Raw genomic sequence first — 23,446 nt, 5'->3', positions numbered from 1 at the left:
CCATGACCATGTCCCTGACCGAACGCACTGCGCAGCTCGATGCCGAGCAGCATCTTCTGGTGAAGGCCGACAAGGACATCGAGGACGGCTGGCAGCGCATCCGGGATCAGGAAGATCGCGTGCGCGAGTTGATGGCCGACGGTCACGATACGCACCAGGCGCAGCGGCTCGTTGACCTGCTCAGGCAGACCCTGATCGAATGGGAGCGCCATCGCACCCTGATCGAGCAGCGCGTAAGGTATCTTCAGCAGGAGGTTGAGGCGGGCTAACCGAAGAGCGGCCGGACATTGACCTTCGGAACTCCGCGCTCAGCTCGAACAGGAATTCGAGCTGCTGCTCTGCCGTGCGGCGCCAGCGCTCATTTTCGTCAACCAGCCGGTGCGCCGTTGCGGTGGCGTCCTCGGCACGCCTGATCAGGGCTGCGAGCTCTTCCGATATTTGCATCGCCAGTTCCCGTTCCCGGGACCAAGTATGGACGTCTTCGCCGGCACTGACAACGCTGGTTCGGAAAGACAGGCGTTTTGGGACATTTCTGCCTTTATCCTGTTGGGGTAATATCGATTCCTGCTATTTGCAGGGGCCGGGGCCCCGTCGGTCCCGGCCAGTGAACGAAAGCTACCAGAGCCATGAATGAAGTCGGCGGCCAGCCGGTCGATGGAGAGCGCCAGATCAAAGCCCCGCTGATTATCGGCGTCGGCGCTTCCCCTGGTGCACTTGACAGCATTGAGCGCTTCTTCGCCAAGCTGACCGTCGGGGCGGATCAGGCCATCGTGCTGGCGCTTCAGCATCACGAGGCCTTCGACGGGCCGCGGCTGCACGAGGCCGTGCGAAATTCCAACGGCGGCAAGATCGCAGAGATTGTCGATGGCCATGCGGTCGAGGGCGGCACCATTTATCTCTGCCCGCCGGCGATGATCACCACCATTCAGGGCGACCGGTTCGCGATCCGCAAGGCCGAGCAGGCTCCGGGTGAGCGCGCCACGATCGACAGCTTCCTGGTGTCGCTCGCGGAGGAACGCGCCGAGCAATCCATCGGCGTTCTGCTCGCCGGCACCGGCGGCGACGGCACGCTCGGCACCGCGACGCTGAAGGATCATGGTGGTCTGGCCATCGCCGAAAGGGTTGGGAGCCAGAAAGAAGCCGAGCATCTGATCGACGGCAATACGCCCGCATCCATCGCCGACTACGTGCTGCCCCCGGAGGAGATCCCAGAGCACATCCAGGTCTACGCCCGCCATCTCAGGCGCCTGGAGGAGAAGCAAGGCTTCGACGAGGTTCTGGCCGCGGCCGCGACCTCGCTGTCACGCATCGCCGACATCCTGCGCACCAAGACCGGTAACGATTTCCACGGCTACAAGCAGAATACCTTCCTGCGCCGCGTGCAGCGGCGCATGCAGGTCGTTCAGATCGACGACATTCCCGCTTATGTCGATTTCCTGCGCAACGACAAGGACGAAGCGCAGCATCTCTTCAACGATCTCCTGATCGGCGTCACCGAGTTTTTTCGCGACAAGCGGGAATTCGAGGTGCTGGAAAACCAGATCATCCCGAAGATATTCGACGGCAAGAGCGCAGGCCAGCAGGTGCGGGTCTGGGTGCTCGGCTGCGCCACCGGAGAGGAGGCCTATTCGATCGGCATTCTCCTGCGCGAGCACATGGCGCGCATGGATTCCGCCCCGCAGGTCCAGATCTTCGCCACCGACATCGACGGACGTGCGCTGGCGGCCGCGCGCGTCGGCCGCTATCGCACCAATATCGAGGCCGACATGACCAGCGAGCGTCTGGCGCGCTGGTTCGTGCGCGAGGGCGACACTTACTGCGTGGTCAAGGAGCTGCGCGAAATGTGCATCTTCTCGCAGCACAACGTCATCAAGGACGCGCCGTTCTCCAAGCTCGATCTCGTCTCCTGCCGCAATCTGCTGATCTACCTCAACGGCGAACTGCAGAATCGGGTGATCCCGCTGTTCCATTTCGCGCTGCTGCCCGAGCGCTATCTCTTCCTCGGCAATTCCGAGAATGTGACGCGGCATCCCAAGTTGTTCGTTCCAATCGATCGCCGCGCCCGCATCTTCAGGAAGCTGGAGACCGGAACGCGGCTGCCGCCGGAATTTCCGATCACGACGTCGGCGGGGAGGGTGCCGGTCGAATTGCAGCCTGTGCGCTCGTTCGGCCCCGATGTCGGCCTGGAACGCCGCGCCCAGCGCATCGCGGAGCGCTATGCGCCGGCCTATGTCATCACCGACGACAATTTCCAGATCCTGCACTTCTCCGGCCGTACCGGCCGCTACATCGAGCCGACGGCAGGCGCGGCCACGCTCGACCTGCTTCAGCTCGTGCACCGCGATCTCCGGCTTGAATTGCGCACCGCGCTCAGCCGTGCGGCGGAAGCCAGCGAGCCGGCTCACGCCGAGCAGGTGCAACTCGGGGTCAACGGCCACCGAGTCCTCGTCGACATCACCGTCGAGCCGATCCAGGACGGCGCCGGCGGCCATCGCAACTTCGTGGTGCTGTTCAAGGACGGTCCGGTCCGCACTATCGAGGCCGACCAGGGCAATCCCGGCGCCTTGGTGCGCACCGAGCACGTCGAGCGTCTCGAAAGCGAGTTGCGCGCCACGCGCGAGCGCCTCCAGGCAACCATCGAGGAGCTCGAGAGCACCAACGAAGAGCTGAAATCCTCCAACGAGGAATATCAGTCCCTCAACGAAGAGCTGCAGTCGGCCAACGAGGAGCTCGAGACCTCGCGCGAGGAGTTGCAGTCGGTCAACGAGGAACTGACCACGGTCAACGGCGAGCTGGCCCATCGCGTCCAGGAATTGACGCGAGCCACCAGCGATCTGAAGAACTTCCTTGAAAGCACCCAGATCGCCACCGTCTTCCTCGACAACGATCTGCGCGTGATGAACTTCACCCCGGCGATTACCCAGATCCTGCATCTGGTCGAAACCGATACCGGCCGCCCGATTGCTCACATCAAGGCCCGCGTTCCCATCGAAGAGCTCTATGAGGACGTCCGCCGCGTGCTGCGCACACTCGCGAGCGTCGAGCGCGAGTTGAGCGCGCCCGACAGCGGCACACGCTATATCGTGCGCATCCTGCCTTACCGCAGCGTCGACAATTTCATCGCCGGCGTCGTCATCACTTTCATCGACGTCACCGCGATCACCCGCGCCGAGGAGCGGCAGCGCCTGCTGCTGGCCGAGCTCCAGCATCGCGTCCGCAACACGCTCAGCGTGGTGCGGTCGATCGCCCGCCGCTCGGCGGAATCGAGCAAAACCGTCGAGGAATACGCCGCCCATCTCGACGGACGGCTGAACGCGTTTGCCCGCACCCAGGCGCTGGTGACACGCGATCCGGAAGGCGGTGTCGACCTCGAATTTCTCGTGGTCGAGGAGCTCATGGCCTACAACGCCAGGGAAGGCGAGCAGATGCGGGTCTCCGGCCCCAGGGTGCGTTTCCAGCCCAAAGCCGCGGAAACATTTGCGCTCGCGATCCACGAGCTTGCGACCAACGCGCTGAAATACGGCGCCTTGAGCCAGCCGAGCGGGCGTATTGAAATCGGCTGGCGCATCGACGAAAGCACGGAGCCCGCGGAGCTGGTGTTCGAATGGCGCGAGCGCAGCGGGCCACAGGTCAAGCCGCCGCCGCGAAAGGGTTTTGGCGCGGAGCTTCTGGAGCGCACGCTGGCGTTCGAGTTCAAGGGGCAGACCTCCCTGGCATTCGACCCCCCGGGGCTGCAATGCACGATCGCTATTCCGCTGAGCAAGCGCACCTTCCACACACCGGCGATGGCTGACTGATGTCCTTGTCGACCTCCGATCGCAGCCTGGTGGAGCTGGTCATTCGCCGGCTGAACGTGATGCGGCCGTTGTCGTCGGAGGCCCGTGCGTCGCTTGAATATGCGTTGCTCGAAGGTCTCGAGCGCGCCGGGGCGAGTGAAGACTTGATCTCGGAGGGCGATCCCGTCGACAGCGTCCGTGTGGTGCTATCAGGCTGGCTCTGCCGCTACAAGACGCTCGAGGACGGCCGGCGCCAGATCGTCAATTTCATCTTTCCGGGTGAGAGCTGTGACGCGCACGCGTTCTTGCTCCCCGTGATGGACCATTCCATCGCGACAATGACGCCGGTGGTCTACGCCGAGATCAAGCGCGCGCGTTTCGAAAGTCTGACGATGAGCGATCGCTCGCTCGCCGAGGCGTTCTGGTGCGAGACCCTCGTCAACAACGCCATCCAGCGCGAATGGGCCATTAACCTTGGTCGCCGCACCGCCCTGGAGCGCGTGGCGCATCTGTTCTGCGAGATATTCGAACGGCTTCGTCCCGTCGGGATGGTCGACGGCAATTCCTGCGTCATGCCGGTCACGCAGATGGACCTCGCCGACGCCACCGGGTTGTCGGTGGTGCATCTTAACCGGACGGTGCAGGAGCTGCGTGCGACCGGTCTGATCGTGCTGCGCGACCGCACGCTGACCATCAACGATCTCGACGCGCTCAAGGACGCGGCGTTGTTCTCGCCGAACTACCTGCAGCTCTATCGGCGCGATTGATCAGGCCGGGACAGCTGGCTTAATCGAGATCTTCGGTGCGTCCGGGATTGGCCGGCTCGCCCCCCCCCCGAAGCGCCGTGCATTCGGCTCGCTTGCGATACTCCTCCGCCATTTCCAGCAGCGCAGTCCGCGTTGCGGGGGAGGAGCTAAGAGCGGCCTGGCTCTCGCAGGTTTTCTGCAGTCGGCGATAGTCGTCCATTTGCACAAATCCAAGCCGGTCACTCGATGTTCCAAGATTAGCAAATTTAGTCACCGACTAATTTAACCTAGGTTATGCCGCGACCATGGATGCGCCTGGCCTGCAACCGCTGTGGTTCTGGAACGTTCTAGAACCATCGCTATGCGCGATGACCTCAATCGGTAAGAACGCAACGGAGCGCTCCGACCCAGTGATCAGGGAGAACGCCCATGTTGACGCGGCGTCGAGTGAAGCAAACGGATCTGTTGGAGATGCGTCTGACCGCCGAAGCGGAGCGGCTGCGCGAAGAAGCCAAGTCGCTTCCGCCCGGAGCGGCGCGCGACGAGATGTTGCGCAAGGCGCGCCAGGCGGAGACCGGGTCCCAGATGAGCGAGTGGCTGCGCTCGCCGGGCTTGCAGCCGCCGGTTTGACGCCGGCTTGGCCTGGCGTGTGAACGGAGCGAAGCGTGCAGCAGTTCAGGCGGCACGCGCCGGGAACGGGTTAGATGTCGGCGCGTACCGATGCGCTGATGTCGTGGGCAGAAACCGGAAAAATGAGCGCCACGTCCATCGTCCCCGTTGTGTCCGGTTGTCACCCGGCGGTGCCTTCCGTCAACGCCGCTTCGTGGCTTTGGTTCGCCGGTTGTAGGGTGAGCGGTTGGCCGGACGCAGCGAAATCCCTTCGCGCTGCGCCTTGCTGCGAATGGCCGCGACCGGGCGGTGCAGCTTGATGCTCATCACGCCCGTCGGCGTGTTTCCTTTCGCGAGCTGCTTCAGCTTGCTCACATCCGCAGGCGTCCACGGCTGACGCGCGCGGCGCTTGTACGCGGGATTGGCCTTGCGTGGCCCCTTGCGGCCGATCGGGGAGCCCGGCCGTTTCCATGCTGTCTTCGCCATGATGTTTCTCCTTCAAGTCGTTCTTGAACATGCGAATCAGCAGTTCGGTTCCGGCGCAGTCGATTATCGTGACGAACGGCACGCGAGCACGAGGGACGATGACGTGCGGCCGTCCTCGCGCAAAATCGCGCAGCTTTAACTTTTTGAAATGCCGGAACCCGCCGTTGCGACGGAAGCTGAATGACAAGAGAACCTCGACCCCGGCGGCCCCGCCGGCGCCGATTTCCGTCCAACCGAAATCACCGTGAACAACAATGACCGCCAAACGCAACCGCAGGAAACAGACCCAATCGCTCCAGGAGCGATTGGCCGCATTTGCCGAAAACGCCCGCGAGCGCGCACTCAGCCTGCCGCCTGGCAGGGAGCGCGAGCTGCTGCTGCAGCGCGCCAAGCAGAACGACGTGACCTCGAACCTGACGGACTGGCTGAGCGCACCGGTCTGCACGAGACGAGGAGAATGACGATGCGCAACTTCAAGCATTACCGCGCGTTCCAGATCGATCCGGACGGGCATGTGTTCGGATGCATCAATCTTGTCTGCGATAATGACGAGCAGGCCAAGCGCGAGGCCGCCTCGCTCGTGCTGGCCCATCGCATCGAGCTGTGGCGGCTGGACCAGCGTATCGCGAAATTCGATACGCCGCAGGACGTGGCGCGCCAGTAGCGGCAAGGAACCGGTTGCTGCCCCCCGGGTTGGTCGGATGATACCGCCTTCGCCGGGAGCCAACATGACGGATGCCGAAATTCGCAAGGGGATGCCGCCCGTCAAGCTGTCGCGCGAGGAGTTCGAACGGCGCTACAAGCGTCAGTTCATCGATCCCGCCTTTGCCCCACTGCAGCGCGAGCTCGATGCCGTGGTCGGCGCCGCCTGGGACGCCTATAGCCATTCGCGCAAGGCGCCGTTGACGCGGAAGGCGGGCGCGGGTTTCTCCGATCCCGACTACGACATTGCCGTCGACTGGCTCGACGCGCGCGCGAAGATCCTGGCGGCGCAGCGCCAGCATGACGATGCGCAGGAGACGCCGCGCATTCTCATCATTAATGGCTCGGCCCGGAGCGAGCACACCTGTCCCGGCGAGATGTCCAAGACCTGGCGTCTGGTCAAGTTGGCCGAACCTGTTTTCGTCGAGATGGGGTTTGCGGTGGACATCCTCGATCTGTCGCGCCTCGCCTCGGAGTTCGGCAAGTCTATTCATCCCTGCAAATCCTGCGTCGGCACGGCCATGCCGCTCTGTCACTGGCCGTGCAGCTGCTATCCGAACTATTCGCTGGGGCAGACCGGCGACTGGATGAACGAGATCTATCCGCTATGGGTCGCGGCCCACGGCATCCTGATCGTGACGCCGGTGAATTGGTACCACGTGCCGTCCGGGCTGAAGGCGATGATGGACCGCATGGTCTGCGCCGACGGCGGCAATCCCGATCCGACCTCGACGCATGGCAAGAAGGCCGAGGAGGCCAAGGCGATGGAGCTGAAGGGCTGGCCCTATCCGCGCCATCTCGCCGGCCGTCATTTCGGCGTGGTCGTTCATGGCGACGCCGTCGGTGCCGAGGGCGTGCGCCGCGCTTTGTCGGACTGGCTGACCGACATGCAGCTGATCTCGGCGGGGCGCTTTGCCGAGCTCGACGGCTATGTCGGTTACATGGAGCCATATGCCACCTCGCATCGCGAGCTCGACGACGACGGGGAATTCCAGCAGGAGGTGCAGAACGCGGCGCGCGCGCTCGGCAATGCCGTCCGGCTGGCGCGGAGTGGGCAGCTGCAGGAGCCTGGCGCCGGTCTTGCGGATCCAAATCCCAAATGACCGCCGCGCGGTTCGATTGCCTGGTCGTCGGCGGCGGCCCTGCCGGGCTGATGGCCGCGATCTATCTGGCACGCTTCCGCCGCAGCGTTTGCGTCGTCGACCTTGGCGCCAGCCGGGCCGCGCTGATCCCGCGCAGCCACAACGTTCCCGGCTTCGTCCACGGACTATCAGGCGCGGACCTGATCGCGCGCATGTCGGCGCAGTTGGGCGAGCTCGCCGTCGAGCGCGTGGAGGCCGAGGTTACCGCCTTGCAGAGGCGCGGCGACGGCTTTCAGGCGATCTGGAACGGCGGCGCGCTCGAGGCCACCACCGTCATCCTCGCCAGCGGCATCGTCGACAGCCATCCGCCGTTCGAGCAATGGCGCGCCGCGGTCGCGGAGGGGCTGTTGCGCTATTGTCCCGTCTGCGACGCCTTCGAGGTGATCGGCCGCCGCATCGGCGTCGTCGGTCCGCTTGGCCGGGCCACCGGCAAGGCACTGTTCCTGCGCGGCTACTCGCGCGAGGTGACGCTGCTCGCGACCGGACAGAACGACGAGGAGAGCGTGACATCGGAGCTGGTCGAGGCCGGCGTCGACATCGTGTTCGCGCCCGACCTGCGCTTGCGGCGGAGGGTGGGGGGCCTCGAGGCCGTTTTCGCCGATGGCCGGACGATGCAATTCGACACGGTCTATCCGGCGATGGGGGCCGAGGTGCGTTCGCAGCTCGCGGTCTCGCTGGGCGCCGATCATACCGGGGAGGGCTATCTCAAGGTCGACGACCATCAGCGCACCTCGGTTGACGGCCTTTACGGCATCGGCGACGTCGTCACCGACCTGCACCAGATCTCGGTCGCATTCGGCCACGCCGCGGTTGCCGCCTGCACGATCCACCACAGCCTGCCGCGGCGCCTGGCATGAGGAGCGCGCCACCAGACATCGAAGACGTCGCGGCCGGATCTTCGACGAAGACCTCTGTTTACGCAGCGCTGCTCGGCAATGTCCTCGTCGCGGTCACCAAGATCGGCGCCGCTGCGTGGACGGGAAGCTCGGCGATGACGAGCGAGGCCGTGCATTCGCTCGTCGACACCACCAACGAGATCCTGCTGCTCTACGGCTACCGGCGCGCGAGCCGTCCGCCCGACGAATGCCATCCGCTCGGCTATGGGCGCGAGCTGTATTTCTGGAGCTTCATCGTTGCATTGCTCATCTTCGCGCTGGGCGCCGGTGTCTCGCTGTATCAGGGCATTCTGCACGTCGCCGCACCCGAGCCGATCGAAGATCCCATGGTCAGCTTCGTGGTGCTCGGCCTGTCGTTTCTGTTCGAAGGCGGCTCCTGGCTGGTCGCCCTGCGGCACTTCAGCGCCGATGGCCGGCGCTTCGGATACTACCAGGCGTTCGTTCGCAGCAAGGATCCGCCGGCATTCATGGTGCTGCTCGAGGACAGCGCGGCGCTGGTCGGCATCGCCATCGCTGCCGCGGCCACAGCGGCTGCCGTATGGCTGGAGCAACCGGTCTGGGACGGCATCGGCTCGATCCTGATCGGCATATTGCTGGCGATCACGTCCGTCGGCCTCGCGCGCGAGAGCAAGAGCCTGCTGATCGGCGAGCCTGCCGATCCGGAGCTGGCGCGGTCCGTTCTGGATATCGCACGGCGCTCGCCCGGCGTGCTCAGGGCCAACGGCCTTCTGACGGTACAGCTGTCGCCGGCTGAGATCGTCGCCGCCCTGAGCGTCGAGTTTGCGGATGACAAGCGCGCGGACGACATCGAGCAATGTGTCATTGCGATCGAGGCGGAGACCCGCAAGCGGCATCCGGGCGTGAAGGCGCTGTTCATCAAGCCGCAGACCAATGTCCGCTACCGCGCGCTGCGCGAGAGGCGCTTCGGCTAGCGCTGCATCGGACGGTTCCGCGGACGTCACAATCGGCCGGAACCAGGAACGAAGGGCGTTGCCTTGCCTTGGTGGAGCGGGGGATACCGATGCGCAACGGAGAGAACCGGATGGCTCAATCAGAAGACATGACCCGCTGCATCTCGCTCTGCATGAGCTGCTACCAGACCTGCCTCGGCACGGCGATGAACCATTGCCTCGAGACCGGCGGCAAGCACGTCGAGCCGAAACACTTCCGCCTGATGATGGCCTGCGCCGAAATGTGCCGGACGGCTGCGCATTTCATGCTGATCAACACGCCGCATCACCGGCATACCTGCGGCGAATGCGCCGAGATCTGCACCGAATGCGCCGCCGATTGCGAACGGGTCGGCGGCATGGACGAATGCGTCTCGGCGTGCCGCTCCTGTGCACAATCCTGCCGCGCGATGGCAGCCTGAAGGACGAAGCCCATGCTGGAAGAGAAGCTCAAGGACGCCATCATCGGCGAGCTGCAGCGGCAGGCCGCCGACCGGCCGCAATCGCTCAAGGTCCAGGGCGCGGGAGAGGTGAAGAGCTCGGAGGAGCTGACCGTCAACGGCAGGATCGACCTTGGCGCCCTCGTCATGGTGATCGCGGGATCAGTCGCCGGCGGGCCTTGAGGTCGACCGGCCGCTTCTCACGCGCTTCGCGCCGCGCGTCGCAGCGACTGCGGCGGCTGACCGAATGCGCGGATGAAGGCCCTGCGCATCCGCTCCGGGTCGCGAAAGCCGGTGGATTGGGCGACGCGCTCGATGGCCTCTCCGGAGGACTGCACCCGCTCGCGCGCCACCTCGACCCGCAAGCGCTCGACCGCCTTGGTCGGCGTGGATCCGGTCTCGGCAGTGAAGGAGCGGACGAAATGTCGGGCGCTCAATCCGGCGCGTTCGGCCAGCGCCTCGACCGTGAGATGCGCATCCAGATTCTCGCGCACCCATGACAGCAGGCTGCCGAAGCGGCCGTTCGGCGTCTTGAGCTCGAGCAAGCTCGAGAACTGCGATTGTCCGCCGCTGCGGCGATGATAGAGCACCAGCTGCCGCGCGGTCGCCTGCGAGACCGCCTCGCCATGGTCCTGCGCGATCATGGCGAGCGCGAGATCGATCCCGGCCGTGATGCCGGCCGACGTCCACACCCGATCGTCGCGGATGAAGATCTGGTCCGGCTCGAGCCGCACCTTCGGGTAGCGCCCGATGAAGTCGCGGGTGCAAGACCAGTGCGTGGTCGCGCAGCGCCCGTCCAGCAGTCCCGCCTGCGCCAGAAGATAGGCGCCGTTGCAAACGCTGGCGATGCGCACGCCGCGGCTCGCCAGTCGCTGGATGAAGGCGATGGTCGTCTTGCAGCGCGCCGCGGCCTCCACGCCCTCTCCACCGGCGACGAACAGCGTCGTGACCGAGCTTGCCGACCGCAGATTGCGCGCCAGCATCTCGATTCCCGACGAGCTGCGCACGGCGCCCGCCTTCGTTGCGACCGTGATCACGCGCGGCGCATTCGGCGTGTGACGCCTGGCGATCTCGAACACCGAGATTGGACCGGCCGCATCCAGCAACTGGAATTCGGGAAAGATCAGGAAGCCGATCATGGGCGTGTCCAGAATTGAGGGAATTAAGCCATTTCGACCGCAAGGCCAACATGGCAGGTTGCAACCGTCAAGCACGTTGTCGAGGTTGGACATGTCGGGCCCGTTGCAGATCGGTCTTCTGGTTTTTCCGCGCGTCACCCAGCTCGATCTCACCGGTCCCGCCCAGGTCTTCTCCAGCCTGCCTGACGTGACCGTGCATCTGGTCTGGAAACGCATCGAGCCCGTGCCGAGCGATTCCGTCATCGCGCTGACGCCGACCGTCACCTTCGCCGATTGCCCGCAGCTCGACGTGATCTGCGTTCCGGGCGGCTACGGCACCGACGAGCTGATGCTGGACGAGGACGTTCTCGCTTTTCTGCGACAGCAGGAGAGCGGCGCGCAATACGTGACCTCGGTCTGCACCGGCTCGCTCGTGCTCGGCGCCGCCGGTCTGTTGAAGGGATATCGCGCGGCCACCCACTGGACCGCGAGGGATGCGCTGCCGTTGTTCGGAGCCGAGCTGTCGCTGGAGAGGGTCTGCGTCGACCGCAATCGCATGACGGGCGGCGGTATCACCGCCGGCATCGACTTCGCGCTCACCCTGGTGTCGATGTTGCGAGGCCGCGCCGCGGCGGAGATGATCCAGCTGCGCATGGAGTACAATCCCGCACCGCCCTTTGCGGCCGGCTCGCCGGACACGGCGCCGGCGGCGATCGTCGCTGCCATGAAGGAACGGGTTGCGCCGGCGCAGGCGCGGCGGCTGGAGTTCGTCAGGAAGGCCGTCGAGCGGCAGGGATAGCGAGCAGATTCGACCGGCCGAGCGCCGTCGGGACCGGATATCGATCATCGCCGACATGCCGTCGCGATGCTGAAGCGGAGGGGGCAATGGCGCCTTGTCGTGTTGGAGAATTGCTATCGTCGCGCAGCCGGCTTTGCCGTTTGACCTTCGGCCTCATCCTGGCGCTCAGTCCGGCAGCGCTGGCCGAACGGAGCGCGGCCGCCGAATTCTCCGGTGGCGCGATCAGGATCGGCATCATCAATGACCAGGCCGGACCGTTGTCGGATCTGGCCGGGCCCGGCTCCGTCGTCGCCGCGCGGATGGCCGTGGACGATTTTCAACGCGCAACGCCCGGGCTGAAGGCCGAGATCGTCGTCGCCGACCATCAGAACAAGCCGGATATCGGCGCCCAGATCGTCCGCAAATGGTTCGACGTTGACGGCGTCGACATGGTGGCCGACGTCGGAAACTCCGCGGTGGCGCTCGCCATCCAGTCGATCGCGCGCGACAAGAACAGGATCGTGATCTATTCGGCGGTCGGCACCACCGAGATCGGCGGCAAGCAATGCGCGCGCACCGGCCTGATGTGGCTGCACGACAATTACAATCTGGTCGCCGGCTCGGTCCGAAAACTGGTGTCGCAAGGCTATGACAGCTGGTTCTTCATCGCGTCCGACTACGCGTTCGGACGCAATATGGTCGAGGTGTCCCAGCGCGTGCTGGCGGCTGCAGGGGCCAAGTCGCTCGGCGCGGTCTTTCATCCGCTGGGAAATGCCGATTACGGCTCCTTCCTGCTGCAGGCCCAGGCGTCCAAAGCCAAGGTGGTTGCGTTCGCCAATGCCGGCGAGCAGCTCGTGACCTCGATGAAGCAATGGAACGAGTTCGGAATGAACGCGGGGCCGCAGAAGGCCGTCGCCGAGCTGATGTTCCTGACCGACGTGCACGCGATGGGGGCCGAAACCGCCAAGGGCCTGACGACCGTCACTGCTTGGTATTGGGCGCTCAACGAGGAAACGCGCGCGTTCGCCCAAAGGTTCTACAAGCTTCACAACGCCATGCCGACCGCGCCGCAGGCCGCCGTCTACTCCGCCGTGTCGCAATATCTGAAGGCCGCGTCTGCGGCCGGAACGGACGAGACCAACGCTGTTCTGGAGCAGATGCGCGCGATGCCGGTCGACGATTTCTACGCGCGTGGCGCGCGGCTGCGCGCCGACAACAAGCTGGTGCATGATTTCTATCTCGTCGAGGTCAAGAAGCCCTCGGACGTGAAGACGCCCTGGGACTATTACAACGTCGTCGAGAAGATACCTGCCGAGGACGCCTTTCTGCCGCTGAGCGACAGCGAATGTCCGTTGCTCAAGACCTCACGAAACTAGCGCTTCTCGTCAAGACAGGCGGCCGGCCGCTTCAGCCATATTCCTCGCCGATGCCGTATTCCCGGTAGATCTCCAGCGGATCGAGGTCCGGAAACAGGCGGCATTTGGCCTGGGCGAGGTGCAGGCTCACCGCCGCCGGCTCCTTGCCGTTCGCCAGCATCTTGCGGAGGTCGTCCATATGCGCGTTCGGCTGGTGCTTCGGTTCGAGCTGCTCCAGCGCGACCAGGGCGGTCGCGAGAGCCTCGGTCAGAACCCAGTCGTCGTGGCCGGTGATTCCCTTCTTCGGCATCGGCAGATCCCAGATGTGGCGGCAGCGCACAGTCTATCGCGACTTCCGCCAAATCGCCATTGAGCCGTAGCGGGCGCGCTGCGTCAGGGCAGGGCCACCGCCATCCGGCTTGCATTATGGCGGCGTGTGGCTAAAAGGCGGCGACTTGCAGTATCTTTGTTGAAACAAAGTTGGCGTAGACGGGCCGTCACAACCCAGCTCCCGGTCTGGGTCCCGATCCCGAATTCGCAGCACGATCCGGCTGCGCACCCCTCAAGGCTCGAGCCAGCATGGTTTTTCTCAGCTTCGTCTACCGCTTCATCACCAACTTCGCATTCATGGCGGTGGTCTATTTCAGCCTGAACTTCATGGAGAAGTATCCGAACCGGGCGATCCTGGCGATCCTGGTGCTGATCTATGCCGCGATGCGCGCGGTCTCGACGCTGCGCGCGTTCTACTTCTTCCAGAAGATCGAGAAGCTGGAAGCCGAGACGCGGCGGCTTCAGGGCCCGATTAATGACGGCTCGGGGGGAACGAACGCGCGCAAGCAGGTCGTCGCCGACGTGGCCCGGCTGCGCCGCGACGGCGAGCTCAAATCCTATATGGACCTGTTCTTCCTGGCGCTGATCGTGCTGCTCTGCGTCGCCGCCATCATGCGACAGTAGCTAGGGACTAAGCGCGCTTCTTCAGGCTGGCGATGCGGGTCGAGCGCGGTGTAGTGCCCTTGGCCTGCGCGGCATGCTTCGGTGCGGCCGGCGCCGCATGCGCGGTGTGCCGAGCCTGGGACTTGGCCGTCTTGCCCTTTGCGGCCTTGCCCCTGGCCGCATGCGGCGTCTCGGCGGCCATTGCCAGCCGGGTCGCGGCACGCCGCGACAATGTCGTCGACAGCAGCACCTCGACCGAGCCTTCCGGGATCGCAAACAGAGCGCGGCCGGGCACGGGCAGGGCGGATGCGACGTCCATCTGACCCTTGGTTCGGCGCGGCAGCAGCGGCTGATGCTCGGTCTGCGCATTGAGGTCGGCGAGCGAGGGCGCCGGAAGCGTCTTGGTCTGCGTGAACACGAAGCTCGGAACGGAAGGCCAGCGCGCGATCGGCACGGTCTCGGTCGGCGGATGCAGCAGCCATTCCACCGGCGTGGTCGGCGTCGCCGGCCGGTCGGCGGTCGCGGGCACAACATGCACGATGCGATAGCCGCGCGCCTTGAGGTCGCGGATGATTTTTGGCAGCGCCGCGACCGTGCGGGCCTGGATGTCGTGCAGCAGCAAAATGCCCTTGCCCTTGGCCTCCAGCCGCTGCATCGCGAGCTGATAGACGCGGTCGGACGACACGTGGCGCCAGTCGTCGGCGGGGAAGTCGGCGCTCCACACCTGGATTCCGCGCGAGATCAGATGGTGTTCGACGCCTTCGGCGCGCATCAGGCCGGGAATGCGGAAGAACCGCGCCAGCTTGGACGGGTCGGTCATCGCGGCCGAGGTCCACTCGATGCCGCCGTTGATCTCGGCCTCGGCCTTCTCGATCGGCATCCGGTCGAAGGTCAGCGGATGGTTCATGCTGTGGGTGCCGACCGTGTGGCCCGCCGCCACCAGCTTGCGCACGCCTTCGGGATTCGCCTTGGCCTGGCTGCCGATGATGAAGAAGGTCGCCTTGATGCACTCGTCGTCGAGCATCTTGAGGACCTGGTTGGAATATTTCGGCAGCGGACCGTCGTCGAAGGTCAGGACGACCTCATGATCCCTGAGCGGCAGCGTCTCGCGGTACTGCATGGTGCCGATCAGCGGATGTTCGCGCGGATCGACCACTAGGGTGCGGGACGTCCCGAGCGCGTCGGGATGGCCCGGGCAGTCGGCCGCAAGCGCCGCCGGCGATCCGATGGTCGAACATCCAAGGAATCCGCCGAGGCAAAGGACGATCCACGATCGCGTCCGCAAGACAACGCTACTTCCGATCATGAACCCCGTCTGCCCTCATGTGCGATGGCCGCCATAGTAGGTCGGAGACATCGGGAAACGGTTCAGGCGCCAACAGCCTTACCCGTCACAAAGTCCCCGTCCATTAGCAGGGGGTATCATGAACAGAGTGTTAATAGGGCCCAAATCACCCCATTTTGCGCCGGCGTGACATTCCGGCATCAGCGCGCATCGGCGCTCTTCTGCGGCGGGCCGGCCGGCACGATGTGGACCACGCGAAAACCGTTCTCCCTCAGATACCGCAGGAAGGCCGGCATGATCGCGGCGGTGCGCGCCTTGGGGTCGTGGAAGAGGACGATGCCCTTGCCGCTAGCGGCAAGCCGCTCCGTGACCAGCTTCAATTCCTGCTCCGGCGTCATCTCGTTCCAGTCGCTGGCCCAGAGGTCAGCGCCGAACACGACGATGCCGCGGGACTGGAGCAGGTCGAGCTGCGCTTGCGTCCCCTGGAAATAGGGAAAGCGGAAGAACGGCGTCGAAGGCGTCGCCGTCGAGCTGCCGTGCAGCGACATCTCGACGGCCGCGACGCCGCGGTCGATCTCGCCCTTGGCCTTGTCGAACGGGATCCGCGCCATGAACGGATGCGAGAAGGTGTGGTGGCCGACGGTGTGGCCCTCGCGGGCGATGCGCTTGACCATGTCGGGATGCTGGCTGGCGTGCAGGCCGATCAGGAAGAAGGTCGCGCGCACGCATTCCTGCGCCAGCGCTGCGAGCACCTTCGACGTCGTCGGCGGGTTCGGCCCGTCATCGAAGGTCAGCACGACCTCGTGATCGGCCAGCGCAAGCGTCTGCGGAAAGCTCTTCAGGCCCACGCGCGGGGTGGTCCTGGCATCGACACTCAGCACGCGCGAGGTGCCGAGCGCGTCCTTGCGCGGGCACTCGGCGGCTTCCGTCGAGGCGATGCCGATCAGGGCAGCGAGGGCCGCGCCTGATGACATCGCGGTCCACCGCTGTCGAAGCATCTTTGTCATTGCGCTCGGCTTTGCCTTGTGGGTATTGCCTGACCGTCAGCCCAGACCATTCGTTCCAACCTGTCAAACGGCGAGGCGCGCCATGGATGAACATATGGACGTTGCCCGATCCGCCGCGGATTCGGTACTCGACCACGTGCCGATGCGCAATGAAGACGGCGATATCAGGCACGAATTCGTCGAGGAAATCGCCCATGCGATCGAGGCCGGCGACAGCGCCTCGCTGCGCGCCTGCGTCGCCGAGCTGCACGAGGCCGATCTCGGCGATCTCATCGGCGCTCTGGAGCCCGACGACCGCGTCCGCCTGGTCGAGCTGACGGGACGCGACTTCGACTTCTCCGCGCTGAACGAGCTCGACGAGGGCGTGCGCGAGGAGATCCTCGAGGAACTGCCGCCGGAGACCGTCGCCGAGGGCGTTCGCGAACTCGAATCCGACGACGCCGTCGAGCTGCTGGAGACCCTCGACCAGGCCGAGCAGGAGGAGATCCTCGAGAAGCTGCCGCTCAGGGAGCGCGTCGCGCTCGAACGCAGCCTGCTGTACCCCGAGAATTCCGCCGGCCGCCGGATGCAGACCGAGTTCATCGCGGTGCCCCAGGATTTCACCGTGGGGCAGGCGATCGACTACATGCGCGAGACGCCGGATCTGCCCGACCGCTTCTACGAGATCTACGTCGTCGACAAGGACCAGCACTGGCAGGGCGCAGTCCCCCTCGACGTGCTGCTGCGCGCGCGCCGGCCGGTGCCGCTCACCGAGCTCACCGACGCGGACCGCCGCCGCGTCTCCGTCCTGGAGGACCAGGAAGAGGTCGCGCGTATGTTCGGCAAGTACAATCTCGTCGCAGCTCCCGTGCTCGACACCCAGGACCGCCTGGTCGGCGTCATCACCGTCGACGACGTCGTCGACGTCATCGAGGAGGAGGCGGACGAGGACCTCAAGGCGCTCGGCGGCGTCACCAGCGACGAAGAGCTGTCGGACACCTTCCTGACGATTGCGCGCGCGCGGTTCAACTGGCTGCTGGTCAATCTCGCGACAGCCTTCCTGGCGTCCTCCGTGCTCGGCCTGTTCGAGGGCCAGCTGGAGAAGATGGTCGCGCTCGCCGTGCTGGCGCCAATCGTGGCGAGCCAGGGCGGCAATGCCGCGACCCAGACCATGACGGTGGCGGTGCGGGCGCTGGCGACGCGCGAGCTCGGTTCTTCCAACGCCTGGCGCGTGGTGATGCGCGAGGCGCTGGTCGGTCTCGTCAACGGGCTCGCCTTCGCCGTGATCACGGGGATTGCGGCGGTGGCCTGGTTCAAGATCCCCGGCCTCGGCATCGTCATCGGGCTGGCGATGGTGTGCAACCTCATCGCCGGCGCGCTCGGCGGCATCCTGATCCCGATGGCGCTGGAGCGTGTCAGGGCCGACCCGGCGGTGGCGTCGGGCACCTTCGTCACCACGGTGACGGACGTGGTCGGCTTCTTCTCCTTCCTCGGGATTGCGACGCTCTGGTTCGGGTTGAGGTAGGGGCGGGCAGCGGGAATTCGTAGCCCGGATGGAGCGCAGCGCAATCCGGGGTGCCCCAAGCGACAGTGGTCCCGGATTACGCTGCGCTCCATCCGGGCTACGGGCTCCTGTCTTTAATCCGAACTTAAGCGACCTGCCGCATCATCCCCCTTGCTTGGGGGAATGAGCATGCGGTTGCGGCTGAAGGCGGACGGACGGGTCGTTGAGTTGCGGGATGGACAGGAATTTCCGGTCCAGCCGTCTCCGGTCGAGCCCACGGCCGATGCCGCGCCGGCCGACGCCAACCCACTCGCAGTGCGCGATTTGCGCCGCCGCGCCTGCCTGACCCAGATGGAGTTCGCCGCCAAGCTCGGCGTTCCCGTCGAGACCATCCGCAACTGGGAGCAGGGCAAGCGCGCGCCGCGGGGACCGGCCCGTGCGCTGCTCGCGGTGATCGCGCACGCCCCGGATACCGTGTTCCAGGCGCTCGCCAAAGCCTGACGCCAAAGCCCTGACACCGAGGGCTGCCGGGCCCTGACGCGAACCTCCCGTTAGCATTTGCGCCAAATAACCCGCTGGACTGCCGCGGCCTTCCGTTGGCAGCATCGTGGGCCGGGTCCATAATGAGACCTGATGACGTCAGGGGCTGCCGCAACGGAAGAGGATTCCTCATGCTGTTCGTCGAGGCCAATGGCGCAAAAATCCCGGCGATCGGGCTCGGGACCTGGGAGCTGAGCGGAAGACCTGCCGCGCGCCTGGTCGAGCAGGCGCTGCGGCTCGGCTACCGCCACATCGACACCGCGCAAGTCTACGAGAACGAACGCGAGGTTGGCGACGGCGTGCGCGCCTCCGGCGTGCGGCGCGACGACATCTTCCTCACCACCAAGGTCTGGACCAACCATTTCGCGCCCCACGATCTCGAGCGCTCGGTCAAGGAGAGCCTGGCCCGCTTGCGGCTTCCTAGCGTCGATCTGTTGCTGCTGCACTGGCCCAATTCGCACGTGCCGCTGGCGGAGACGCTCGGCGCGCTGTCGCATGCGAAGACCATGGGTCTGACCCGTCACATCGGCGTCTCCAATTTCACGGTGGCGCTGATCGAGCAGGCGGTCGCGCTCTCGCCGGAGCCGCTGGTCTGCAACCAGGTCGAATACCACCCTTATCTCGATCAGGCGAAGGTGAGGGCGGCCTGCGACCAGCATGACCTTGCGCTCGTCGCCTACAGCCCGATCGCCAAGGGACGCATCAAGTCCGACCAGAGGCTGGCCGAGATCGGACGCGCCCACCGCAAGTCGTCGGCGCAGGTCTGCCTGCGCTGGCTGGTGCAACAGAATGTCGCTGCGATCCCGCGCACCTCGCGCATCGAACGCCTGTCTGAAAACATCGAGATCTTCGATTTCGAGCTGTCGGAGGACGAGATGAGCCGGATCGCCGCACTCGCCAGTCCGAAGGGCCGCCTGACCGACTTCGGCTTCGCCCCGAAATGGGATTGAGAGGGGGCCGGGGTATGCTAGGACCGCGACGGCAACCCAAGATCGGTCGATGGAACTGCGGAAGATCATACGGACGGACATTGCGGCGTCAGCAATCGCGCATCTGACGCTGGTGGCGCTGATCATCGTGATCAGCGAGGTCCATCCGTTTCGCAGCCAGCCGCCGGAGACCGTGACCGTCGACATCGTCACGCCGGAGCAGTTGAAGGAAGAGATCAAGGAGCAGGAGACGAAGGAGGCGGCCAAGGAGAAGCCGCCGGAGCCGACGCCCGATCTGAAACTGCCGAAGCTCGATTTCACCGACAAGTCCGAAGCGGCGGACAAGCCCGCGGCCAAGCAGCAGGCCGCGGCACCGTCGCAGCAGACGCCACCTGAACCGCAGCAGAAGCAGCCGCAGCCGCAACCCTCGCCAGCGCCGAAGCAGCGTGAGGCCAACGTGCAGCCGCAGCCTCAACAGCCACAGGCGCCGCCGCAACCGCAGCAACAACTGCCGCCCCAGGCGATGCCGCAGCCACCGATGCAGCCGCCGCCGCAAGCGATGCAACAGCCGGAGGCCGCACCGCCGCCGGCCTATCAGGCTCCGCAACCTGACGTCACCGTCAAGTACGGCGTCATGCTGGGCCTGCCCCCGGAATTGCCGCCGGAGCTGCCGAAAGACACCCCCAAGGACGATGGCGGCGATGCCAAGGATTCAATCGCAGCCAAGTTGCCGGCTGAAGTCATCGCCGCGCTTCGTCGCCATTTGCGCAGCTGTGCGAAATTGCCGGCCGGACTCAGCCCCACCGACGCCGTTCACATCAAGCTGCGCACGGTGTTCGCGACCGACGGCACGCTGGCGCGCGAGCCGATCCTGATCGAGGCTCCGCCGTCAGCGAAAGGCGTGGCACTCGTGAAGTCCGCCATGAGCGCGCTCCAGAATTGCCAACCTTACAAGATGCTGCCGGCAAATCTGTACGGGGAATGGAAGATCATGGACCTGCCGTTCAGCCCACGGGATTTCGGATCGTAGCTTCGCGTAGCCCGGATGAAGCGGTAGCGAAATCCGGGGCCGCTCGCCCGGCATTGTGCACTGTCCCGGATTACACTGCGCTCCATCCGGGCTACGGCACCGTGCCCTGTGTCGCCCGCTGTCAATCCGCTTCGCCAAAAATATTCCACTTTACCGAAATTCGGTTTCGGCGTATGTGTCGTCCATCCCGGCTCACCAAGAGGGGCGACGATGTGGTCGTCACTGTCGCGAGCCGGGCTTGCGGTGGACGCGGCAGCGTCGGCACGAGAGGCGCGGGCAGGGCGGGTAGTCCCTGTGAGCCCGAGGCTTCGTGCGGACGAGCGGCGCTGTTCAGTTCGTCTCGCCACATTCTTTCGGCAACGTCGACAAGGCCGGAAGATAATGTGGTGACCAGCGAATACGCGTACGGCAAAACCGTGTGGTCCTGGCCGTCGTTGCTACGGTCAAGCCTTTCGCGGAGATGCGAGCGAGCCCAACCGGGCAGACTGCATCATCCAAATTCGCGGGGCGAGGGAGGCCAGAAGGAATGGTCGGCTCCCGGGAGAGCACGGCATAAGCCGTTCAGCCACTGCGCAGGGAAGGCCGAGTGATCGGCACCACCTGTATGCTGCTGTGCGGTTCTTCTGCGCGTGCCTATTGCGCAGCAGACCGCGGGTGCGAGCCAGCACCCGGCCTTCCCTGCGCCCTCTTGGATTTAGAGGGTCGCGAGACCAAGCAAAGCTCGGGCGAAATGCGCCGCGAGGCCGAGAAGGCGTGTCCGTGAGCTGAGCTGCGTACCACAAGCTCGATCTCGTAGGGTGGGCAAAGCGCAGCGTGCCCACGCCTTGTCGCTCATGGACGGAGATCGTGGGCACGGCGCTATGCGCCTTTGCCCACCCTACGGCACCGCCGCTGGGATGTGCATTGGAGCCTCGCAATGACATATGGAGACAGCGTGCGCCCGCTCCGCTCTCGTACCCCGGACGCAGCGCAGCGTTATCCCGGCGATGCGAAGCATCGTCCGGTTCGACGGTGTGCTGCAGAGCCGGGCCATCTATCCGCATCGCGCCGTGTTGCCCTGGGTCCCGGCTCTGCGCCGCAACGCTTGCGCGTTGCAGCTCGTCCGGGACACGTGCCTCAATGACCGCGCTTCATCCTCTCCGCGCCATCCACCACCTCCGGTGCCATCGCCGCCCATGCGCTCGATGCGAATTGCCGGCGCCAGGTCACGACCACCACGGCGGCCGTGGTCACGAACAGCAGCCAGGGGCTGACGAACCAGCCGAGATAGCCGAGCGCGAAGAAGAAGGCGCGCTGGCCGCGATTGAAATGGCGGCCGGCGGATTCGAACAGGCGCGTGGTGCGGATGACATGGGCTTCCGCCTCCGGCGTGTCGCGCCGCTCGGCCGGGGGCATGCCGCCGAACAGGATCGCGACATAGTTGAACAGGCGATAGGACCAGGCGAATTTGAAGAAGGCGTAGACGCAGATCAGCACGAGGCCGACGCATTTCAGCTCCCACATCGCCGGCGACGTGCTGAGGTCGATCGGCAGCTTGCTCAGAATCGTGATGGCGTCGTTGGTGGCGTGCAGCAGCGCCAGCGCACCGCCGAGCGCGATCAGGCTGGTCGAGGCGAAGAAAGCGGTTCCGTTCTGCAGCGAGGCCATGATCTGCATGTCGACCATGCGCGTCTCGCGATCGAGCAGCCGGCGCACCCAGACCTCACGATAGCGGTTCATGCGCGCCGACAGGCTGTCGCGGCCGTAGGCCGAATGCTCCAGCGTCAGGGCATAGACCAGCCATTCGATGATGAAGAAGCCGACCGCGGTGATGTCGACCCAATGCCTGCTCATCTCTCTCTCCTCGCAAGCCGCCACGATTGCCACGCATGGCAGGATGCGGCAACGATTGATTGGCGGCACGCGATGGCGTTAAAAGCGGCTCGCTTCAAAGCGTCTCGGGAAGGACTGATGACATGGCTGCGCTGAAACTCGCGATCGGCAACAAGAACTACTCGTCATGGTCGATGCGGCCATGGCTCGCGCTTCGCGCCAACGACATCCCGTTCGTGGAGACGCTGATCCCGCTCTACACCGACAATCCCGCGGACAAGGAGCAGATCCTGTCCTTCAGTCGCGCCGGCAAGGTGCCGGTGCTGGTCGACGGCGACGTCACGGTGTGGGATTCGCTCGCCATCATCGAATACATCGCCGAGCGGTATCCGGAAGTGAAGCTGTGGCCCGACGACGTCGCCGCGCGCGCGCATGCCCGATCGGTGTGCGCCGAGATGCATTCCGGCTTCGTGGCGCTGCGCAACGAATGCGGCATGAACCTGCATCGGCCGATCCGCCCCGTGACGCTGTCGGCCGACGCCAAGGGCAACGTCGCGCGCATCGAGGAGATCTGGCGCGAATGCCGCACGCGCTATGGTGCCAAGGGTCCGTTCCTGTTCGGCCGCTTCGGCGCGGCCGACGCGATGTACGCGCCGGTAGTGCATCGCCTGCGCACCTACGCGATCGACGTCGCGCCGGACACCAAGGCCTACATGGAGACGATGATGGCGCTGCCGGCGTTCCAGGAATGGACCCGCGACGGGCTGGCCGAAACCCTTGTCATCGCGAAGTTCGAGGACGCCTGACCGGTCGGTCCGAACGAGGCCGCTGGCTGTGTGCCGGCCGGCTGCGCTCACGTTCCGGACATTGACTGGCGCCATATGCCATTCGGGCTGCGACCGGCCCTGCGACATGCCGCCTGAACATGCGGCCCCGGCGGTATCATCGACCGGCCGGTTCCATCCCTATCATTCTGAAAAGACTGCAGGATTTACGCGCTTGCCATGGTGGCATGGCGCTGGCCAAAACGGCAGGTCGCGTGCTATACAGCGCCTGGGTTTCTGGCCGGCCGTCGCAGTGGGACCATGGGCGAGGCAGGCGTTGTTTGAGTGATGGAGAGGGTGTTGAAGCACAAATTCCCGATTGGAACGCGCGTATTGTTCACGGCCAGCAACGTCGCGCGCCCTGCTGCCAGCGGCTCGTACGAGGTCATCCGCCTGCTGCCGACCGACGGCGACGACTGCCAGTACCGGATCAAGAGCTCGACCGAAGCTTTCGAACGCGTCGCCAAGGAAAGCCAGCTCGCGCTCTCCTGAAGACCGACGCTCCCCGCGCATTCGCGCCCTCTGCGGAATTGTGTTCTGCCGCCGTCAAAAGGCCCGCTTCACCTTCGCAAGGTGGGCCTGGGGGGCAGTTGCCGACTCGCGGT

The 23,446-nt window shown here is 65.2% G+C and carries 27 protein-coding genes; 20 read left to right on the top strand and 7 right to left on the bottom strand.

The features are described 5' to 3' along the window. Positions 1-2: 2 nt before the first annotated feature. From GGD62_RS33580 to GGD62_RS33570, 3 genes are all read left to right on the top strand, one after another. A complete protein-coding gene (locus GGD62_RS33580; RefSeq protein WP_183712462.1) occupies positions 3-269 on the top strand; it encodes a hypothetical protein in 267 nt (88 codons plus the stop codon). A 357-nt stretch (positions 270-626) separates the two neighbouring features. Then, complete coding sequence (locus tag GGD62_RS33575) at positions 627-3,797, top strand: CheR family methyltransferase (RefSeq protein ID WP_183712460.1); 3,171 nt, start codon at positions 627-629, stop codon at positions 3,795-3,797. Then, positions 3,797-4,543 (top strand): Crp/Fnr family transcriptional regulator, encoded by a 747-nt coding sequence (locus tag GGD62_RS33570; protein ID WP_179738567.1) that lies wholly within the window; start codon positions 3,797-3,799, stop codon positions 4,541-4,543. Before GGD62_RS33575 ends, GGD62_RS33570 begins: the two co-directional genes overlap by 1 nt. 19 nt (positions 4,544-4,562) lie before the next feature. On the opposite strand, the gene GGD62_RS33565 is transcribed toward GGD62_RS33570, so the two are convergent. Then, entirely contained in the window at positions 4,563-4,742 is a 180-nt protein-coding gene (locus GGD62_RS33565) for a hypothetical protein (RefSeq protein WP_183712458.1), read from the bottom strand. Positions 4,743-4,951: 209 nt separating this feature from the next. On the opposite strand from GGD62_RS33565, the gene GGD62_RS33560 reads away from it, so the two are divergent. Further along, positions 4,952-5,152, top strand: coding sequence for a hypothetical protein (locus GGD62_RS33560; protein ID WP_018320604.1), 201 nt, complete (start codon positions 4,952-4,954; stop codon positions 5,150-5,152). Positions 5,153-5,332: 180 nt separating this feature from the next. On the opposite strand, the gene GGD62_RS33555 is transcribed toward GGD62_RS33560, so the two are convergent. Next, entirely contained in the window at positions 5,333-5,617 is a 285-nt protein-coding gene (locus tag GGD62_RS33555; RefSeq protein ID WP_183712456.1) for a hypothetical protein, read from the bottom strand. Positions 5,618-5,871: 254 nt separating this feature from the next. Here GGD62_RS33555 and GGD62_RS33550 point away from each other — a divergent pair, with 254 nt between their 5' ends. The 7 genes from GGD62_RS33550 to GGD62_RS33520 all read left to right on the top strand — a co-directional run bounded on the left by GGD62_RS33550 (position 5,872) and on the right by GGD62_RS33520 (position 9,930). After that, a complete protein-coding gene (locus tag GGD62_RS33550) occupies positions 5,872-6,078 on the top strand; it encodes a hypothetical protein (protein ID WP_018320602.1) in 207 nt (68 codons plus the stop codon). A gap of 2 nt (positions 6,079-6,080) precedes the next feature. Beyond that, positions 6,081-6,281 (top strand): hypothetical protein, encoded by a 201-nt coding sequence (locus GGD62_RS33545; protein ID WP_092260010.1) that lies wholly within the window; start codon positions 6,081-6,083, stop codon positions 6,279-6,281. Between the two features lie 64 nt (positions 6,282-6,345). Then, a complete protein-coding gene (locus GGD62_RS33540; RefSeq protein WP_183712454.1) occupies positions 6,346-7,422 on the top strand; it encodes a flavodoxin family protein in 1,077 nt (358 codons plus the stop codon). Further along, positions 7,419-8,318, top strand: coding sequence for an NAD(P)/FAD-dependent oxidoreductase (locus tag GGD62_RS33535; RefSeq protein WP_183712452.1), 900 nt, complete (start codon positions 7,419-7,421; stop codon positions 8,316-8,318). The genes GGD62_RS33540 and GGD62_RS33535 overlap by 4 nt, the downstream gene beginning before the upstream one ends. Then, positions 8,315-9,289 carry a cation diffusion facilitator family transporter gene (locus tag GGD62_RS33530; RefSeq protein WP_183234526.1) on the top strand — a complete coding sequence of 325 codons (975 nt, stop codon included), beginning with the start codon at positions 8,315-8,317 and terminating at the stop codon, positions 9,287-9,289. Before GGD62_RS33535 ends, GGD62_RS33530 begins: the two co-directional genes overlap by 4 nt. A 110-nt stretch (positions 9,290-9,399) precedes the next feature. Continuing rightward, entirely contained in the window at positions 9,400-9,729 is a 330-nt protein-coding gene (locus GGD62_RS33525; RefSeq protein WP_092260383.1) for a four-helix bundle copper-binding protein, read from the top strand. 12 nt (positions 9,730-9,741) lie between these two features. Next, a complete protein-coding gene (locus GGD62_RS33520; protein ID WP_183712450.1) occupies positions 9,742-9,930 on the top strand; it encodes a hypothetical protein in 189 nt (62 codons plus the stop codon). 17 nt (positions 9,931-9,947) lie between these two features. Here the strand turns inward: GGD62_RS33520 and GGD62_RS33515 are convergent, their stop codons facing one another. Next, positions 9,948-10,886 (bottom strand): GlxA family transcriptional regulator, encoded by a 939-nt coding sequence (locus tag GGD62_RS33515; RefSeq protein WP_183712448.1) that lies wholly within the window; start codon positions 10,884-10,886, stop codon positions 9,948-9,950. Positions 10,887-10,977: 91 nt separating this feature from the next. Here GGD62_RS33515 and GGD62_RS33510 point away from each other — a divergent pair, with 91 nt between their 5' ends. Together GGD62_RS33510 and GGD62_RS33505 are read left to right on the top strand one after the other, a co-directional pair. Next, positions 10,978-11,664, top strand: a complete 687-nt coding sequence (locus GGD62_RS33510; protein ID WP_183712446.1) for a DJ-1/PfpI family protein — start codon at positions 10,978-10,980, stop codon at positions 11,662-11,664. An 86-nt stretch (positions 11,665-11,750) separates the two neighbouring features. Continuing rightward, the gene (locus tag GGD62_RS33505) at positions 11,751-13,019 is read left to right on the top strand and encodes an ABC transporter substrate-binding protein (protein WP_246800375.1); all 1,269 of its coding nucleotides are present in this window, start codon (positions 11,751-11,753) and stop codon (positions 13,017-13,019) included. 31 nt (positions 13,020-13,050) lie between these two features. On the opposite strand, the gene GGD62_RS33500 is transcribed toward GGD62_RS33505, so the two are convergent. Continuing rightward, entirely contained in the window at positions 13,051-13,308 is a 258-nt protein-coding gene (locus GGD62_RS33500; protein WP_018320592.1) for a hypothetical protein, read from the bottom strand. A gap of 269 nt (positions 13,309-13,577) precedes the next feature. Between GGD62_RS33500 and GGD62_RS33495 the strand changes: the two genes are divergently transcribed. Further along, positions 13,578-13,952, top strand: coding sequence for a hypothetical protein (locus GGD62_RS33495; protein ID WP_018320591.1), 375 nt, complete (start codon positions 13,578-13,580; stop codon positions 13,950-13,952). A gap of 7 nt (positions 13,953-13,959) precedes the next feature. Here the strand turns inward: GGD62_RS33495 and GGD62_RS33490 are convergent, their stop codons facing one another. Beyond that, the gene (locus tag GGD62_RS33490; RefSeq protein WP_183712444.1) at positions 13,960-15,237 is read right to left on the bottom strand and encodes a polysaccharide deacetylase family protein; all 1,278 of its coding nucleotides are present in this window, start codon (positions 15,235-15,237) and stop codon (positions 13,960-13,962) included. A 179-nt stretch (positions 15,238-15,416) separates the two neighbouring features. Beyond that, positions 15,417-16,190, bottom strand: coding sequence for a polysaccharide deacetylase family protein (locus tag GGD62_RS33485; protein WP_026202383.1), 774 nt, complete (start codon positions 16,188-16,190; stop codon positions 15,417-15,419). 115 nt (positions 16,191-16,305) lie between these two features. Between GGD62_RS33485 and mgtE the strand changes: the two genes are divergently transcribed. The 4 genes from mgtE to GGD62_RS33465 all read left to right on the top strand — a co-directional run bounded on the left by mgtE (position 16,306) and on the right by GGD62_RS33465 (position 20,205). Further along, a complete protein-coding gene (gene mgtE, locus GGD62_RS33480; RefSeq protein WP_183712442.1) occupies positions 16,306-17,727 on the top strand; it encodes a magnesium transporter in 1,422 nt (473 codons plus the stop codon). A 162-nt stretch (positions 17,728-17,889) separates the two neighbouring features. Then, complete coding sequence (locus tag GGD62_RS33475) at positions 17,890-18,207, top strand: DNA-binding transcriptional regulator (RefSeq protein WP_018320587.1); 318 nt, start codon at positions 17,890-17,892, stop codon at positions 18,205-18,207. A gap of 170 nt (positions 18,208-18,377) precedes the next feature. Further along, positions 18,378-19,196 carry an aldo/keto reductase gene (locus GGD62_RS33470; RefSeq protein WP_183712440.1) on the top strand — a complete coding sequence of 273 codons (819 nt, stop codon included), beginning with the start codon at positions 18,378-18,380 and terminating at the stop codon, positions 19,194-19,196. A 49-nt stretch (positions 19,197-19,245) separates the two neighbouring features. Further along, entirely contained in the window at positions 19,246-20,205 is a 960-nt protein-coding gene (locus GGD62_RS33465; protein ID WP_183712438.1) for a hypothetical protein, read from the top strand. 1,116 nt (positions 20,206-21,321) lie between these two features. Here the strand turns inward: GGD62_RS33465 and GGD62_RS33460 are convergent. Then, the gene (locus GGD62_RS33460; RefSeq protein WP_018321160.1) at positions 21,322-22,038 is read right to left on the bottom strand and encodes a DUF599 domain-containing protein; all 717 of its coding nucleotides are present in this window, start codon (positions 22,036-22,038) and stop codon (positions 21,322-21,324) included. Between the two features lie 122 nt (positions 22,039-22,160). Between GGD62_RS33460 and GGD62_RS33455 the strand changes: the two genes are divergently transcribed. Further along, positions 22,161-22,823, top strand: a complete 663-nt coding sequence (locus GGD62_RS33455; RefSeq protein WP_183712436.1) for a glutathione S-transferase family protein — start codon at positions 22,161-22,163, stop codon at positions 22,821-22,823. A 306-nt stretch (positions 22,824-23,129) separates the two neighbouring features. Beyond that, positions 23,130-23,333 carry a hypothetical protein gene (locus GGD62_RS33450; RefSeq protein WP_018321158.1) on the top strand — a complete coding sequence of 68 codons (204 nt, stop codon included), beginning with the start codon at positions 23,130-23,132 and terminating at the stop codon, positions 23,331-23,333. The last annotated feature ends 113 nt before the right edge of the window (positions 23,334-23,446 follow it).

Origin of the sequence: Bradyrhizobium sp. ERR14 (genome assembly GCF_014198235.1) — a bacterium.
Classification (GTDB): Bacteria; Pseudomonadota; Alphaproteobacteria; order Rhizobiales; family Xanthobacteraceae; genus Bradyrhizobium.
This window is presented reverse-complemented; position numbering and strand designations above follow the sequence as displayed.